The 13,573-nt window shown below is 55.7% G+C and carries 23 protein-coding genes; 2 read left to right on the top strand and 21 right to left on the bottom strand.

The window, feature by feature from the left end; translation table 11 throughout:
• Positions 1 to 126: 126 nt before the first annotated feature.
• From J7412_RS09845 to J7412_RS09745, 21 genes are all read right to left on the bottom strand, one after another.
• The gene (locus tag J7412_RS09845; protein WP_209078490.1) at positions 127 to 876 is read right to left on the bottom strand and encodes a hypothetical protein; all 750 of its coding nucleotides are present in this window, start codon (positions 874 to 876) and stop codon (positions 127 to 129) included.
• The gene (locus tag J7412_RS09840) at positions 866 to 1,402 is read right to left on the bottom strand and encodes an RNA polymerase sigma factor (RefSeq protein ID WP_209078489.1); all 537 of its coding nucleotides are present in this window, start codon (positions 1,400 to 1,402) and stop codon (positions 866 to 868) included. The genes J7412_RS09845 and J7412_RS09840 overlap by 11 nt, the downstream gene beginning before the upstream one ends.
• A gap of 25 nt (positions 1,403 to 1,427) precedes the next feature.
• Positions 1,428 to 1,802, bottom strand: coding sequence for a c-type cytochrome (locus J7412_RS09835; protein ID WP_209078488.1), 375 nt, complete (start codon positions 1,800 to 1,802; stop codon positions 1,428 to 1,430).
• Between the two features lie 54 nt (positions 1,803 to 1,856).
• Positions 1,857 to 2,441: a YceI family protein gene (locus J7412_RS09830; protein ID WP_209078487.1), complete on the bottom strand. Its 585-nt coding sequence runs from the start codon at positions 2,439 to 2,441 to the stop codon at positions 1,857 to 1,859.
• A gap of 136 nt (positions 2,442 to 2,577) precedes the next feature.
• Complete coding sequence (locus J7412_RS09825) at positions 2,578 to 3,153, bottom strand: adenylate kinase (protein ID WP_209078486.1); 576 nt, start codon at positions 3,151 to 3,153, stop codon at positions 2,578 to 2,580.
• Positions 3,150 to 4,514, bottom strand: a complete 1,365-nt coding sequence (gene secY, locus J7412_RS09820) for a preprotein translocase subunit SecY (RefSeq protein WP_209064861.1) — start codon at positions 4,512 to 4,514, stop codon at positions 3,150 to 3,152. The genes J7412_RS09825 and secY overlap by 4 nt, the downstream gene beginning before the upstream one ends.
• A gap of 108 nt (positions 4,515 to 4,622) precedes the next feature.
• The gene (gene rplO / locus J7412_RS09815; protein ID WP_209064859.1) at positions 4,623 to 5,096 is read right to left on the bottom strand and encodes a 50S ribosomal protein L15; all 474 of its coding nucleotides are present in this window, start codon (positions 5,094 to 5,096) and stop codon (positions 4,623 to 4,625) included.
• 338 nt (positions 5,097 to 5,434) lie between these two features.
• The gene (locus tag J7412_RS09810; protein WP_209064857.1) at positions 5,435 to 5,647 is read right to left on the bottom strand and encodes a DUF1127 domain-containing protein; all 213 of its coding nucleotides are present in this window, start codon (positions 5,645 to 5,647) and stop codon (positions 5,435 to 5,437) included.
• A gap of 229 nt (positions 5,648 to 5,876) precedes the next feature.
• The gene (locus J7412_RS09805; protein ID WP_247738831.1) at positions 5,877 to 6,092 is read right to left on the bottom strand and encodes a DUF1127 domain-containing protein; all 216 of its coding nucleotides are present in this window, start codon (positions 6,090 to 6,092) and stop codon (positions 5,877 to 5,879) included.
• A gap of 331 nt (positions 6,093 to 6,423) precedes the next feature.
• On the bottom strand, positions 6,424 to 6,612 hold the full coding sequence (rpmD, locus tag J7412_RS09800; protein WP_209064855.1) for a 50S ribosomal protein L30: 189 nt from the start codon (positions 6,610 to 6,612) through the stop codon (positions 6,424 to 6,426).
• A gap of 13 nt (positions 6,613 to 6,625) precedes the next feature.
• The gene (gene rpsE / locus J7412_RS09795) at positions 6,626 to 7,192 is read right to left on the bottom strand and encodes a 30S ribosomal protein S5 (RefSeq protein ID WP_209064853.1); all 567 of its coding nucleotides are present in this window, start codon (positions 7,190 to 7,192) and stop codon (positions 6,626 to 6,628) included.
• A gap of 117 nt (positions 7,193 to 7,309) precedes the next feature.
• A complete protein-coding gene (gene rplR / locus J7412_RS09790) occupies positions 7,310 to 7,672 on the bottom strand; it encodes a 50S ribosomal protein L18 (RefSeq protein WP_209064851.1) in 363 nt (120 codons plus the stop codon).
• 11 nt (positions 7,673 to 7,683) lie between these two features.
• Positions 7,684 to 8,217, bottom strand: coding sequence for a 50S ribosomal protein L6 (gene rplF / locus J7412_RS09785; RefSeq protein ID WP_209078485.1), 534 nt, complete (start codon positions 8,215 to 8,217; stop codon positions 7,684 to 7,686).
• Positions 8,218 to 8,227: 10 nt separating this feature from the next.
• A complete protein-coding gene (gene rpsH / locus J7412_RS09780; RefSeq protein WP_209064847.1) occupies positions 8,228 to 8,617 on the bottom strand; it encodes a 30S ribosomal protein S8 in 390 nt (129 codons plus the stop codon).
• A 12-nt stretch (positions 8,618 to 8,629) separates the two neighbouring features.
• Positions 8,630 to 8,935, bottom strand: a complete 306-nt coding sequence (gene rpsN, locus J7412_RS09775; protein ID WP_010437098.1) for a 30S ribosomal protein S14 — start codon at positions 8,933 to 8,935, stop codon at positions 8,630 to 8,632.
• Positions 8,936 to 8,953: 18 nt separating this feature from the next.
• Entirely contained in the window at positions 8,954 to 9,514 is a 561-nt protein-coding gene (gene rplE / locus J7412_RS09770; protein ID WP_209064845.1) for a 50S ribosomal protein L5, read from the bottom strand.
• On the bottom strand, positions 9,507 to 9,818 hold the full coding sequence (rplX, locus tag J7412_RS09765; RefSeq protein ID WP_209064843.1) for a 50S ribosomal protein L24: 312 nt from the start codon (positions 9,816 to 9,818) through the stop codon (positions 9,507 to 9,509). Before rplX ends, rplE begins: the two co-directional genes overlap by 8 nt.
• A gap of 1 nt (position 9,819) precedes the next feature.
• Positions 9,820 to 10,188: a 50S ribosomal protein L14 gene (gene rplN, locus J7412_RS09760; RefSeq protein WP_005621870.1), complete on the bottom strand. Its 369-nt coding sequence runs from the start codon at positions 10,186 to 10,188 to the stop codon at positions 9,820 to 9,822.
• A 100-nt stretch (positions 10,189 to 10,288) separates the two neighbouring features.
• On the bottom strand, positions 10,289 to 10,519 hold the full coding sequence (rpsQ, locus tag J7412_RS09755; protein ID WP_209064841.1) for a 30S ribosomal protein S17: 231 nt from the start codon (positions 10,517 to 10,519) through the stop codon (positions 10,289 to 10,291).
• A 14-nt stretch (positions 10,520 to 10,533) separates the two neighbouring features.
• Complete coding sequence (gene rpmC, locus J7412_RS09750; protein ID WP_209064839.1) at positions 10,534 to 10,734, bottom strand: 50S ribosomal protein L29; 201 nt, start codon at positions 10,732 to 10,734, stop codon at positions 10,534 to 10,536.
• Positions 10,735 to 10,893: 159 nt separating this feature from the next.
• Positions 10,894 to 11,436: a hypothetical protein gene (locus J7412_RS09745; RefSeq protein ID WP_209078484.1), complete on the bottom strand. Its 543-nt coding sequence runs from the start codon at positions 11,434 to 11,436 to the stop codon at positions 10,894 to 10,896.
• Positions 11,437 to 11,595: 159 nt separating this feature from the next.
• Between J7412_RS09745 and J7412_RS09740 the strand changes: the two genes are divergently transcribed.
• A complete protein-coding gene (locus J7412_RS09740; RefSeq protein WP_209078483.1) occupies positions 11,596 to 12,222 on the top strand; it encodes a LysE family translocator in 627 nt (208 codons plus the stop codon).
• Between the two features lie 218 nt (positions 12,223 to 12,440).
• The gene (locus tag J7412_RS09735) at positions 12,441 to 13,490 is read left to right on the top strand and encodes a cytochrome-c peroxidase (protein ID WP_209078482.1); all 1,050 of its coding nucleotides are present in this window, start codon (positions 12,441 to 12,443) and stop codon (positions 13,488 to 13,490) included.
• Positions 13,491 to 13,573 lie beyond the last annotated feature (83 nt).

Raw genomic sequence — 13,573 nt, 5'->3', positions numbered from 1 at the left:
AAAAGCAAAGAATTGATTCTCGGTTAAGAGATGAGGTGACATAGGGGGGAAAAGACCCGCGGTCAATAGCGGATCAGAGCAAAGGCGCTAGGGCGCGGAAATTCCTTGCGTCCCAGCGTTTCTCCTTCAAATCTGCATCGACTGCAAGGCCTGCCCCATACGCCGTACAAGGCCATCTTCTTTGCCGCCGATCAGCACATAGTCATGCACCCCATCTGACCACACAGCCGAACTCAATCCTTCAAGCCGCATGGTCGCCATCGCCTCTTCGGTTTTGGCGACATCTTCACTTCGGATGATGCACAGAGCGATCGGCACGCCACTGGGAGTCGCAAACGCCAGTTGGATCAACGGCCGCCCCTCAAAGCTGAGAACCTGCCCGCGCTTATATTCCACATCAGGCAAGGCCGTGAGCTGTTCTAGGGCGATGTCTTTGCCCACCGCTGCCGACACCCGCCCCAGCTCCTCACGCAGTTGCTCAGGGCTTTGGGAGATATGATCGAGCGTCGCATGGGTATAGAGCGCTTGGTAGGCGGCCACATATTCCACCCACCCCGAAGGGCTCTGATTGGTGTTCCAGCTTCCCAGACCAAATCCAACGGCCAGCGCTATACATGCCGCCATGCCAACGGCAAACACAGGCCGCTTCACAGGTGCCTTTGCCCCCACAGGCAATGACGCAATGGCCTCTTGGGATGGCTGCAGGAGCTCAAAACTGTCTTGCAGCGCGCCAATATCAATCCGCAGAGCATCCAGGCGCGTGTTGAGCGCCGCATCATCCTGAAGCGCTGCCTCGATCTGGTCCACCGCAGCGAACTCACTTTCGCCATCGAGATAGGCGACAAGCTCCTCATCTGAGAAACGTCTATCTTGCACGGCTCACGTCCTTCTGATCTCTGAATTTGCGCCCCAAATTGGCGCGCGCAGTGGCAAGTCGGCTCATCACGGTGGCCAGCGGAATGTCCAGGATCTCTGCCGCGGCCTTATAGGAGTAGCCCTCAATATACACCAAAAACACAGTTGCGCGTTGTGCCTCCGGCAGATCCAACACTGATTTCAAAACCTCCTGGCGATCATAGTCCCGCTCCGGGTCCTGCTTTGGGTCCGGGATGTCGGCGGCATCCACCATCGGCATCCCGCCCTTCTTGCGCACGCGCTCTTTGCGGATCTCACTGATCCAGAGGTTATGCGTGATACGAAACAGCCAGCGATCCAGATGTGTTCCAGACCTGAACTTGCTGGCCTGTTCCATCGCACGCAGACAGGCCGCCTGCGCCAGATCATCTGCACCGTCCCTGGAGCCGGTCAGCGAAAACGCATAGCGCCAGATGCGGGGGAAGACCTCAGGAAGGCCCGCCTCCACCTCTTCTTCGGCGCTTTGTTTTCTCCAACGGCTCAGCATGGGGCACTATTCGCAGTTTCAGCCATCATTCCTCCGTCAGCTCACTCTGCAAATAGGCCAACAGATCCTCAATCTGCTCTGGCTTTTTCAGCCCCGGGAAGGCCATGGTTGTGCCCGGCACCACGTCTTTGGGCTTGGCCAAAAACGCTGCGAGGGTCTCCGTATCCCAGACGATGCCCGCTTCCGTCATCGGGCCAGAGTAGCGAAATCCTTCCACCGATCCGGAAGTCGCCCCGAAGACTCCATATAGCGTCGGGCCAACGCGGTTGTCCTCAGGCTTCAGACTGTGACAGGCCTTACATTTCTTGAAGACCTTTTTCCCTTTTTTGACATCCCCGTCCGCCAATGTGGCGGTGGCAAAAAGCGCGAGTGCGGTCGCCAGTATTGCTGTATTGCGCATTTCCATCTCCCTGCTGGAGATGTGGGGCACTCCCCACATCTCTGGCTATTGTGATCACTTCTCAAACACCATGCGCACAGACACAGGCGTTACGCGGGTAATGCCCGGCAAACTGGCAAGCTCCATCAGCTTGTCCACGCCAGCATCGATCCCCAGATCTGCAGTGGACAGCATAATCATGTCAGAAGTGGTAACGAGTACGCGATCTTCTGACAGACGCGCAACAAACAGCTCTGCTTCAACATCCGCTGACACGCCTGCGAGACCAAGGGTGCCTTCAAAGTCCACAACGGTTGTCGCGCCAATTTCGAGATCATGGACCTCGTCAAAATCGATCTCGCCCTTCAGCTCAGCAACAGCATCCGCCGCCTTGAAGACGTGCTCCATCATGCGCTCGTTACGGATATCGATGTTGGTTTCAACGGAGGAGAGTTCGATTGCCAGCGAGACGGCACCCTTCTCGTTCACCGATCCCGACAAGCCCTCAAAGGTGTGGACCTCACCAACCGTATTTTTCTTGATCGAGCCAAAAGCAATCAGGCTCTCGTCGTCCACGGTTTTCCAGGTTTCGTGCCCACCGGCAAAGGCCGGCCCTGCAAATGCCATCACAACAGCTGCGGTTTTCAAAAATGCTTTCATCGGTTCCTCCAAGCCGGGCAAAATCGCCCATTCCTAAGGTCAACGCTTGAGGAGGGAAAACTATTCAGAAAAAATTTCAAAAAAAGAAAAGGCCCCCAATGAGCGTGGAGGCCTTCGACAGTCTGGAGCTTAGATTTTAGCCCAGCACTTTTACAATCGATGCTTCGACTTCATCCATGGATGCCAAGCCATCAATCGAACTCAGGTCACCTTTAGCATGGTAGTAGCCGATCAGCGGGCTCGTCTTTTTGTAGTATTCCATCAGACGGATGCGCAGGCTGTCTTCGTTGTCGTCCGCGCGGGCAGTGCCGCCAGCAGCGACAGCTTCCTTCGCACGGTTGACGATACGATGCACCAGCACCTCATCATCCACCTGCATCTCGATCACCGCATCGAGCTTCTCACCAACTTCCGCCAGCAGCTCTGCCAGAGCGTCAGCTTGCGCCAGCGTGCGTGGGAAGCCGTCAAAGATGAAACCACCCTTTTTGTCGCCTTCCAGCTGCTCACGGATCAGGCCGATCACGATCTCGTCGGTCACGAGTTCGCCGCGGTCCATCACGTCGGCAACGATCTTGCCCATTTCAGTCCCAGAGGTCTTTGCTGCGCGCAGCATATCCCCGGTGGACAGTTGGATCATGTCGCGGCTCTCTACGAGACGACTTGCTTGTGTCCCCTTACCCGCACCTGGCGGGCCAAGCAAAATAATGTTCATCGACGAGCAGCTCCCTTACGTGCGCCGCGCTTTTTACCTTTTCCGCGCAGCTGCGATTTTTCGATCAGCCCTTCGTACTGATGGGCCAGCAGATGGTTCTGAACTTGTTGAATGGTGTCCATGGTCACGGAAACCACAATCAGAACCGAAGTGCCGCCAAAATAGAAGGGGATCGCAAACTGGCCACGCAGAATCTCAGGAAGGAGACAAACTGCCGCAAGATAAGCCGATCCGAGCACCAAAATACGGTTCACAACATATTCCAGATATTCCGCGGTGCGTTTGCCGGGGCGGATACCGGGAACAAAGCCGTTCTGATTCTTCAGGTTGTCGGCCACATCATCGGGTTTGAAGCTGACGTTGAAGGTATAGAAATACGCAAAGAACACGATCATGCCGACGAAGAACAGCAGATAAAGCGGCTGTCCGGGACCGAAGTAGGCCAGGAGCGTGGACATGATCGGGCCGGTCTGGCTGCCGGAGAATGTCGAGATCGTGGTCGGCAACAGCAGCAGAGAGCTTGCAAAGATCGCCGGGATCACGCCCGCTGGGTTCACCTTGACAGGCAGGTGGCTGGAGCCACCGTCATAGACTTTCATGCCCACCTGGCGACGCGGATACTGAATGTGGATCTTACGAAGAGCTCGCTCCATGAAGACCACGAAAGCAATCGTCGCAATGACCATCACAATCACGCCTACGATTACAGCTTCGCTGATGGCGCCGGTGCGGCCGGACACGAAGAACTGCGCCAGCGCGGCTGGCAGCTCTGCCACGATGCCCACAAAGATGATCAGAGAGATACCGTTGCCGATGCCGCGTGCGGTGATCTGCTCACCCAGCCACATCAGGAACATGGTGCCGCCCACCAGCGTGATCAGACAGCTGAAGCGGAAGAAAAGGCCCGGATCGGTCGCCAGATCACCTGCCTCAAGGCTGACCGCGAGGCCGTAGGCTTGCAAAGTTGCCAATGCCACCGTGCCGTAGCGGGTGTATTGGTTCATCTTCTTGCGGCCCTGCTCACCCTCTTTCTTGAGCTGCTCAAGCGCAGGCACCATGGAGCCCAGAAGCTGCACGATGATAGAGGCCGAAATGTAAGGCATGATGCCCAGAGCAAAGATCCCCATGCGGCCCAATGCGCCACCGGTGAACATTGATAGGATACCGCCGATCCCTGCGCCTGCGCTCTCCATGAATTCACGAAGCGCCACACCGTCGATGCCGGGAACCGGAATCCAGGTGCCAAGACGATAGACAATCAGCAATGCCAGCGTGAACAGGATGCGATTGCGCAGATCGGTCGCTTTTCCAAGCGCGGCCCAGCTCGTGTTGGCCGCCATTTGCTCTGCTGCAGATACCATTTAGGCTCTCTCTTAGACTGGAAACGCCGCCAGAACCGTTCTCCGGTTTGGCGGCGTTAGGAAAACTTGGAAGATTATGTAAGCGGGTAATGCCCCGCTCACAACCTCTTATTCAGCCGCTGGCGCGGTTTTGACCGTCAGGGAGCCGCCTGCTTTTTCGACAGCTTCAACGGCTGCTTTGGAAGCACCGGTCACTTCGATGTTCAGCTTGGCGGTCACTTCGCCTTTTGCCAGAACGCGGATGCCGTCCAGCTTACGACGTACCAGACCGGATTCGATCAGCGCATCTTCGGTGATCGCTGCGGATGCGTCCAGTTTCTTGGCGTCTACGAATTTCTGGATCAGACCCAGGTTTACAACAGCAAATGCCTTGCGGTTTGGCTTGTTGAAGCCGCGCTTAGGCAGACGCTGGTACAATGGCATCTGACCGCCTTCGTAACCGTTGATCGCCACACCCGAACGGGATTTCTGACCTTTGATACCACGACCACCCATTTTACCTTTACCGGAACCGGGGCCACGGCCAACGCGCATGCGTTTCTTAGTTGCGCCAGGATTGTCGCGCAGTTCGTGCAGTTTCATATCGCTTCTCCTTGCCGGAACTGACCCACGAAGCGTATCGGGCCAAACACGGCTTTTCTTGGTTTTGATTCTATGACGCGTAATACGCCACCGGGCGGCTATAGACGCTGCATCTCGGCAATGCAAGTCTTGCACCGCTTTGGCGCTGTACTTGCGCATTTGCCGGTTAAACACACAGAGCAAGACCGTAAGGAACCTAGTGTACCAATCACGCACAAGATTGAAGACGCCAACGTGTTCGACCGACCTTCCGGGTCATAGATGGTGCGTTGGTGCGACCGTAAAAAACAAAACGCCCCCGCAAATTGCGAGGGCGTCACCTGACAGACTTTCCGACCTTAACCGTAGACGTGCTTTTCAGCCAACTCAGCGATGTCGTGGCGAAGGATGCCGATATCGGCGAGATCACGATCGGTCATGCCGGACAGCTCGCGCACAGTCGCGTGGTATTTCTGGCGCAAAATGCGGGCCTCTTTGAAAGCTTCAACGGCCGCTTGAATGCGCGCAGTGAAGGAAGAACCAGAGGTAAGAGTAATGTTCGCGTTTGCCATGGAGGTGGCTCCTTTTGATCAATGCCGAAACGTATTTTTCGGCGGGCTGTTTTGGTTTCTTTGGTTGTGACTGCGATATAGATCGCGGCGGTAACGCTAACAATTGACGGTTTGATCTGGCCGATATGCACCTTTGACATGGCGCATTGCCGAGGTGTTAAGAAGCGTTAAAACGACAAAGGCCCCGGACATTTGGTCCGAGGCCAGTATCACGGGGAAGCGTATCCGCTTAGAGAGTCGCGGCACCGCGGCGGGCGACATATTCGATATCGCCGCGGGTCAGGCCCACATCTGCAAGCTCACGGGCCGTCAGCTTGTTCAGCTCTTTGACGGTCTTTTTATAAGACGCTGCGCGCTTCTGGTTCAGGCGCCAAGATTCGACCATACGGGCGAAACGGCCAACGAAATCAACAGCTTCAATATGCAAGGATGGTGCATGTTGCATGGAACTTATCCTTTGACTGCCGGTGCGCCACTTCGGCCATTGCGCGTTTCTGTTTAAGTACGCGCTTCACATAGAGCTCATAATTTAATCGAGGTAGGCCCAAGATAGCATTTCAGATATGCAGTTTACGAATATCGATCAATGAGATGTTAACCATTCAGTTTCGAGATGGGTATTCAGTGCCGGCGAAGACACCCGCCACAATATCTTGAGGCGATCGTTGCAGGTCACAGTTTTTGCCGAATTCTCTACCGGTCAAAAAACCAAAGTTTAACGAAAAACGCCCCCGGCGTGAGCCGAGGGCGCTTTCAATTTTCAGATCGAAAAGGGCTTAGTCGCGCTCTTCGATGATTTCCACCATGTGGGAAACCTTGCGGATCATGCCCCGCACAGAGGGAGTGTCTTCCAGCTCACGTGTGCGGTTCATCTTGTTCAGACCCAGACCGATCAGCGTAGCACGCTGGTCTTGAGGGCGACGGATCGGCGAACCGACCTGCTTTACAACGATGGTTTTTGCCATGTCTCGTTACTCCTTACGCGTCTGCGGCTTCGGCAGGTGCTTCATCCTTGCGCAGGATGTCAGCAACTTTCTTGCCACGACGTGCCGCAACCTGACGTGGGCTGGCTTCTTTTTTCAGCCCGTCGATGGTGGCGCGGATCATGTTGTATGGGTTCTGCGAACCGATGGATTTCGAAACAACGTCTTTGACGCCGAGCATTTCGAAAACGGCACGCATTGGACCACCGGCGATGATACCAGTACCTTCAGGTGCGGTACGCATAACCACTTTACCGGCGCCGTGACGGCCTTCCATGTCGTGGTGCAGAGTACGACCTTCGCGCAGAGGCACGCGGATCATTTGACGCTTGGCTTGCTCGGTGGCTTTGCGGATGGCCTCAGGGACCTCTTTCGCTTTGCCTTTGCCGAAACCAACGCGGCCTTTTTGGTCGCCAACAACTACCAGAGCAGCGAAGCCAAAGTTCTTACCGCCTTTGGTGGTTTTGGACACGCGGTTGATCGCAACCAGACGATCTGCGAATTCCGGGGTTTCTTCTTCGCGGTTGCGACCGCGGCCCCGGCGGTTTTCACGTTCTGCCATTTGGCATTCCTTTATCTACTGGCGCGAGGCGCCTGTTAACTCCGATCCCAGTGAAATCAGACACAAGTGCCTGGCCTCCCGGATCATCGGGAGGACGCGAACGTCCCCCACAAGTTCTTATACTTTCAGGCCACCTTCACGCGCAGCTTCGGCCAGAGCCTTCACTTTGCCGTGGAAGAGGAAACCGCCGCGGTCGAAATAAGCTTCGGTCACGCCAGCTTTGACAGCGCGCTCGGCAATCAAAGAACCAACCTTGGTGGCTGCTTCGATGTTGTTTTTGCCAACCAGGCCCAGATCTTTTTCCAGGCTGGATGCGGATGCCACAGTCACGCCAGCACGGTCGTCGATCAGCTGAACGCTGATATTCTTGTTGCTGCGGTGAACGGACAGGCGCAGTTTGCTGTCGCCATTGACCTTGCGAAGTTTGTTCCGGACGCGCAGGCGGCGCTTGAGGAACAGTTCCCGTTTGCTGTTTGCCATCTGTCTGGTCCTTACTTCTTCTTACCTTCCTTGCGGAAGATATATTCGTCTTTGTACTTGATGCCCTTGCCTTTGTATGGCTCCGGCTTACGCCATTCGCGGATGTTTGCCGCAACCTGGCCAACCAGCTGGCTGTCAGTACCTTCAACGATGATTTGTGTCGGCTTCGGCGCGGTCACAGTGATGCCCGCTGGAACTTCGAAGTTCACTTCGTGAGAGAGACCGAGAGACAGTTTCAGGACAGTGCCCTGCATCTGCGCACGATAACCAACACCGTTGATTTCGAGTTCTTTTTTGAAGCCAGTGGTCACACCGGTCACCATGTTGGCGATCACGGTACGGGACATGCCCCACTGCTGACGTGCGCGCTTGGACATGCCACGCGGCGTCACGGTCACAGCGTTGTCTTCAACTGCAAGGGTGACATCGTCAGTTGCAGTGAAAGACTGGGTGTCCTTCGGACCTTTGATTTCGATGGTCTGGCCGGAGACAGTGGCAGTTACGCCGCTGGGCAGCTCGACCGGTTTTTTACCAATACGAGACATTGCGTTCTCCTTAGAAGACCGTGCAGAGCACTTCGCCGCCAACATTGTTGGAGCGTGCGCTTGCATCCGACATCACACCTTTGGAGGTGGAGACAATCGACACACCCAGGCCCTGACGGACGGTTGGGATGTCATTGACGCTCATGTAAACGCGACGGCCTGGCGTGGAAACACGCTTCAGCTCGCGGATAACAGGAGTGCCTTCGTAGTACTTCAGGCTGATTTCAAACGCCGGGTGGCCGTTCTCTTCAGATGCTTCGTAACCGCGGATGTAGCCTTCATCAGCCAGCACATCCAGAACCCAGCCACGCAGCTTGGACGCCGGGGTGGACACCACGGACTTGCCACGCATCTGGCCGTTACGGATACGGGTCAGCATATCACCGATAGGATCGTTCATATCGTTCTCTCCTTACCAGCTGGATTTGACCATGCCGGGGATCTGACCAGCAGAACCCAGCTCGCGCAGCGCAATACGGCTAACCTTCAGCTTACGGTAGTAAGCGTGAGGACGGCCGGTGAGCTGGCAACGGTTGTGAAGACGGGTCGCCGAGCTGTTGCGCGGCAGTTTCGCCAGTTTCAGACGCGCTTTGAAACGCTCTTCCATTGGCTTGGACTCATCGTTTGCGATCTCTTTGAGCTCGGCGCGCTTAGCGGCGTATTTTGCCACCAGACGCTCGCGCTTCTTTTCGCGCTCGATCATTGCTTTTTTAGCCATGTCGTAATCCTCTCAGCCTTACGCGATGAACGGCATGTTGAAATGCTTCAACAGGCTCTGCGCTTCGGCGTCGGTTTCAGCATTGGTGGCGATGACGATATCCATGCCCCAGTTTTCGTCGACTTTATCAAAGTCGATTTCTGGGAACACGATGTGCTCTTTCAGACCGGTGGCGAAGTTGCCACGGCCGTCAAAGCTCGGCTTCACACCACGGAAGTCGCGGATGCGTGGCATCGCAACGGTGATCAGACGATCGAGGAATTCGTACATACGGTCGCCACGCAGGGTCACCTTGGCACCCATCGGCATGCCTTCACGTACACGGAAGCCAGCGATAGAGTTTTTTGCCACGGTGGTCAGAGCTTTCTGGCCTGCGATTGCAGTCAGGTCTGCCTGTGCCGACTTGGCTTTTTTGCTGTCCTTAACGGCTGCACGGCCACAGCCGATGTTCAGCACGATTTTTTCCAGCTTCGGGATCTGCATGTCGTTCTTGTAGCCGAACTCTTCTTTCAGAGCGGCGCGGATGGAATCCTTATAGAGCGACTTCAGACGTGGGGTGTAGTCTGCGGAATCAAGCATCGATCACGTCCCCTGTGGATTTGGCGAAACGCACCTTCTTGTCGCCTTCCATGCGGAAGCCAACGCGGGTTGCTTTGCCATTTGCGTCCAGGAATGCCAGGTTGGACAGTTCGATCGGCATCGCCTGAGGGATGCGGCCGCCCTGTGCGGTTTGGCTCTGTTTGGTGTGGCGGATGGCGATGTTGATGCCTTCCACGACGGCTTTACCGGCTTTGGGGTCAACAGAGGAGATAGTGCCCTCTTTGCCTTTGTCCTTACCGGCCAGAACGACGACCTTGTCGCCTTTTTTCAGCTTAGCAGCCATCTTACAGCACCTCCGGCGCGAGCGAGATGATCTTCATGAAGTTCTTGGCGCGCAGCTCACGAACAACTGGGCCGAAGATACGTGTACCCACTGGCTCGTTGTTGTTGTTCAGAATAACAGCTGCGTTGCGATCAAAACGGATCGCGGTGCCATCTTCACGACGGACTTCTTTAGCGGTGCGCACGACAACGGCCTTACGGACGTCACCTTTTTTAACGCGACCACGTGGAATGGCTTCCTTAACCGAGACAACAATGATGTCGCCTACGGATGCGTATTTACGCTTGGAGCCACCCAGAACCTTGATGCACTGAACTCGGCGTGCGCCGGAGTTGTCAGCAACATCCAGATTGGTTTGCATCTGGATCATGTGGTTTCTCCCGACCTATGGGGCAGCGATGCGTGCTGGTATCCCCCAGGGTTTCGACTAACTGTTAAGTCTAGTCGCCAGGAGTCTCGAAACGAGACTCTTAGGCTTCCAGAACTTCCCAGCGTTTGGTTTTCGAACGCGGTGCGCATTCGATAATGCGAACAGAGTCACCTACTTTGTAGGCGTTGTTCTCATCGTGAGCCCGGTATTTTTTGGACTTACGAATGGTCTTCTTCAGAACCGGGTGTGTGAAGCGGCGCTCTACAGACACGGTAATGGTTTGTGCGTTGGCATCGGAGGTCACGGTGCCAGTCAGGATACGTTTGGGCATCTATCTAGCTCCTCTTACTCTGCTGCCGACTTGGCTTTTTCGTTCAGGATCGTCTTCACGCGTGCTGCGTTGCGACGCGCGGCACGGATCTGAGCGGAGTTCTCCAGCTGGCCGGTGGCCTGTTGGAAACGCAGGTTGAACGATTCTTTCTTAAGATTGGACAGCTCCTCGCGCAGCTGATCCGGCGTCTTATCACGCAGTTCTTTGGCGTTCATCGCCTTTTCCTTTCTCATACATCAGAGGGCTCCCGAGTATGTGCGGGGTGACCCTTTTGCCTGATGGACAAATGACAAACACACGAATCCCGTAAGCACGGAATCCGCGAGATGGCGCTCTATACGGGGGTGTAAGGGTGAAGGCAAGGGAAAGTTGAGCTAGGAGGTTGGGCGCTTGCGCAGATACGCCAATATCAGCGAAGTCGTATGATCAAATTCTGCGCTAAACCGCAAATGCAGAACGCCCCATCGGCGCAGGTCATTGCGATCAAATTGCGGGGTCATCCATGAATTGAAATACTCGAAGCTCTCAATGGGCTCGGGCGTTTCCTGCGCAAGCATTGGCATGCGGCTCCCCATCCAGCCTACCACTTGCTTCTCAAAAGCCTGACGCTCCGCCGGAGACAAAACTTGGCCTTTATCAGTGATCTCACACTTAATTAGCCCGCCGGGGTAGTCGGTCACTTCTACAGAAAAGCCCGATGGTAGGTGCGGCCAATACCACTTTGTTGACTTGAGAACGCCCTCAGAGAACTCTTCTTGCCCTTTGGTCTCTTTCAGTACAGGCGGAAGTGTTTCATAAACAATCGGCAGACAGACGTCCTCAAACAAACGTACTGCAGCAGATGGTCTGTCCATAGCCGATGCAGTTTGCGCAACTGCAATCAACGCCATGCTCAAAATCACCTTTTGGCGCAGCATCCCTTACTCCCGTTACCCTCACCTACCCCTAAGGGATTCCTAGAGCAGCGGAGAATGATTGGACAACACCCTACTTCCCTCCTCTGATCATCTACCCTACACATTTCCAACCAACGCAACCGTGAGCCGCCCGCGCGCCACACTTTGGGAGGAGTGAGCATGATACCCGTAGACATAGCAATCCTGTTCATGGGCGCAGCCATTGCGCTGGCGCTGGTGCCAGGCCCGGATAATATCTTTGTGCTGACCCAATCAGCTCTGCACGGCCGCGTCGCCGGCCTTACCGTTACGCTCGGGCTTGCCAGCGGGCTGATCTTTCACACCACGGCCGTTGCGCTTGGTGTCGCTGTGATCTTTCAGACCTCTCAGGTCGCCTTTGCCATCCTGAAGTATATTGGCGCCGCCTATCTGATCTATCTCGCCTACAAGGCCTTTACCGCCTCACAGGCCAACCTCGAAGAGGGCGCCCCCTCGCCGGAGACATCTGCGAAGCAGTACACCCGCGGCCTGATCATGAACATCGCCAACCCAAAGGTGACGATCTTCTTCCTCGCTTTCTTGCCGCAGTTCGTTGATCCAGCAAACGGACCGATGGTCTGGCAATTTTACCAGCTCGGTTTTTTGATGATCATCGCGACACTGCTGGTGTTCGGCTCTGTCGCTTTGGCTGCCGGCTGGCTGGGTGACTGGCTGAAAAACTCACCAATGGCGCAGACGTGGCTCAATCGCTTGGCAAGCGTTGTGTTCTTGGCACTGGCTGTCAAACTCGTCACAGCCCAGCGGTAATACCTTGTGAGGCGGCGCTTAGGCGCTGCCTTCGTGCGCCCTGATCCATCACGAGCTGATAGCCGAGATGGCTACGCGCCATGTTAGACGCGCGCTTACCACAGCCGACCCAACGCATCTCATCCATTTTGGAATTAGAATTGATCTAAGTCAAAGCTTCACTTGTTATCTTTCTGCAAATTGCGTCTTAGGGAGCGAGCCAGTTTACGGAGCGAACAATGAAACTGAAAGCCAGCCTCATCCAAGCCACAGCCCTCGCCCTCGTTGCCGCCTCTGCCCAGGCCAATGAGCTGCGCGAAGAAGCTCTTGATACTTTCCTGCCGCTGCCCTCCACGGTGCCTGCGGTAAAAGACAACCCGATCACACCTGAAAAAATCGCGCTTGGCAAAGCGCTGTTCTTTGATCCGCGCATGTCGGCGTCCGGTGTTTTCTCCTGTAACTCCTGCCACAACCTCGCCACCGGCGGGGATGACAACCTTGAGACCTCTATCGGCCACGGCTGGCAGCGCGGCCCGCGCAACTCGCCAACCGCCCTGAACTCAGTATTCAACGAAGCGCAGTTCTGGGATGGGCGCGCCGCAGATCTCGCGGAGCAGGCCAAAGGTCCGGTGCAGGCTGGCGTTGAAATGGCCAACACGCAAGAAAACCTCCTCGCGACCCTGAACTCAATGCCGCAATATGTGGAGTGGTTTGGCGATGCCTTTGAGGGGGAAGGCGATCCTGTCACCTTCGACAACTTCGCCAAAGCCATTGAGGCGTTTGAGGCAACTCTGATCACCCCTGCCCCGTTTGATGCGTGGCTGAACGGGGATGATGACGCCATGACACCAGAGCAGCTCGCCGGCCTTAGCCAGTTCATGGATCTCGGCTGTGCAGCCTGCCACTCCGGCATCAACGTCGGCGGCAGCGGCTACTATCCATTCGGTCTGATCGAGAAACCCGGTGCAGATGTTTTGCCGGTAGGGGACAAAGGGCGCTTTGCTGTTACGGCGACAGTGGACGATGAATACGTATTCCGCGCGGCACCACTGCGCAACGTGGCGCAAACGGCTCCATACTTCCACTCCGGCAAAGTTTGGGATCTGAAAGTGGCCGTACAGATCATGGCAGAATCCCAGCTTGGCGAAGAGCTGACTGATGAAGACGCCACGCAGATCGTGGCCTTTCTCGACAGCCTTACAGGTGCGCTGCCACCTGTCACCTATCCGGTGTTGCCAGCCGAAACAGCGGCCACTCCGCGCCCCTCCGGCGAGATCATTGCCGAATAACCAGTCGCTCCCTGTCGAGGCTTCTCTCTTGTCCCCGACAAAAAACGCCGCCCATCCGGGCGGCGTTTTCTTTTTGCTTTGTA

The sequence above is a fragment of the Shimia sp. R9_3 genome, assembly GCF_017743755.1.
GTDB lineage: Bacteria > Pseudomonadota > Alphaproteobacteria > Rhodobacterales > Rhodobacteraceae > Shimia.
Note: the sequence above shows the minus strand (reverse complement) of the source record. Positions and strands in the feature narration are given on the sequence as shown.

What these genes read in the sequence shown, in the direction of transcription:
- J7412_RS09840 (WP_209078489.1), bottom strand. Translation starts at nt 1,402, where the DNA reads ATGCTGAGCCGTTGGAGAAAACAAAGCGCCGAAGAAGAGGTGGAGGCG.
- J7412_RS09835 (WP_209078488.1), bottom strand. Translation starts at nt 1,802, where the DNA reads ATGCGCAATACAGCAATACTGGCGACCGCACTCGCGCTTTTTGCCACC.
- J7412_RS09830 (WP_209078487.1), bottom strand. Translation starts at nt 2,441, where the DNA reads ATGAAAGCATTTTTGAAAACCGCAGCTGTTGTGATGGCATTTGCAGGG.
- J7412_RS09825 (WP_209078486.1), bottom strand. Translation starts at nt 3,153, where the DNA reads ATGAACATTATTTTGCTTGGCCCGCCAGGTGCGGGTAAGGGGACACAA.
- secY (WP_209064861.1), bottom strand. Translation starts at nt 4,514, where the DNA reads ATGGTATCTGCAGCAGAGCAAATGGCGGCCAACACGAGCTGGGCCGCG.
- rplO (WP_209064859.1), bottom strand. Translation starts at nt 5,096, where the DNA reads ATGAAACTGCACGAACTGCGCGACAATCCTGGCGCAACTAAGAAACGC.
- J7412_RS09810 (WP_209064857.1), bottom strand. Translation starts at nt 5,647, where the DNA reads ATGGCAAACGCGAACATTACTCTTACCTCTGGTTCTTCCTTCACTGCG.
- J7412_RS09805 (WP_247738831.1), bottom strand. Translation starts at nt 6,092, where the DNA reads ATGCAACATGCACCATCCTTGCATATTGAAGCTGTTGATTTCGTTGGC.
- rpmD (WP_209064855.1), bottom strand. Translation starts at nt 6,612, where the DNA reads ATGGCAAAAACCATCGTTGTAAAGCAGGTCGGTTCGCCGATCCGTCGC.
- rpsE (WP_209064853.1), bottom strand. Translation starts at nt 7,192, where the DNA reads ATGGCAGAACGTGAAAACCGCCGGGGCCGCGGTCGCAACCGCGAAGAA.
- rplR (WP_209064851.1), bottom strand. Translation starts at nt 7,672, where the DNA reads ATGGCAAACAGCAAACGGGAACTGTTCCTCAAGCGCCGCCTGCGCGTC.
- rplF (WP_209078485.1), bottom strand. Translation starts at nt 8,217, where the DNA reads ATGTCTCGTATTGGTAAAAAACCGGTCGAGCTGCCCAGCGGCGTAACT.
- rpsH (WP_209064847.1), bottom strand. Translation starts at nt 8,617, where the DNA reads ATGAACGATCCTATCGGTGATATGCTGACCCGTATCCGTAACGGCCAG.
- rpsN (WP_010437098.1), bottom strand. Translation starts at nt 8,935, where the DNA reads ATGGCTAAAAAAGCAATGATCGAGCGCGAAAAGAAGCGCGAGCGTCTG.
- rplE (WP_209064845.1), bottom strand. Translation starts at nt 9,514, where the DNA reads ATGCTTGATTCCGCAGACTACACCCCACGTCTGAAGTCGCTCTATAAG.
- rplX (WP_209064843.1), bottom strand. Translation starts at nt 9,818, where the DNA reads ATGGCTGCTAAGCTGAAAAAAGGCGACAAGGTCGTCGTTCTGGCCGGT.
- rplN (WP_005621870.1), bottom strand. Translation starts at nt 10,188, where the DNA reads ATGATCCAGATGCAAACCAATCTGGATGTTGCTGACAACTCCGGCGCA.
- rpsQ (WP_209064841.1), bottom strand. Translation starts at nt 10,519, where the DNA reads ATGCCCAAACGTATCCTGACTGGCACCGTGACCTCCGATGCCAACGCA.
- rpmC (WP_209064839.1), bottom strand. Translation starts at nt 10,734, where the DNA reads ATGAACGCCAAAGAACTGCGTGATAAGACGCCGGATCAGCTGCGCGAG.
- J7412_RS09745 (WP_209078484.1), bottom strand. Translation starts at nt 11,436, where the DNA reads ATGCTGCGCCAAAAGGTGATTTTGAGCATGGCGTTGATTGCAGTTGCG.
- J7412_RS09740 (WP_209078483.1), top strand. Translation starts at nt 11,596, where the DNA reads ATGATACCCGTAGACATAGCAATCCTGTTCATGGGCGCAGCCATTGCG.
- J7412_RS09735 (WP_209078482.1), top strand. Translation starts at nt 12,441, where the DNA reads ATGAAACTGAAAGCCAGCCTCATCCAAGCCACAGCCCTCGCCCTCGTT.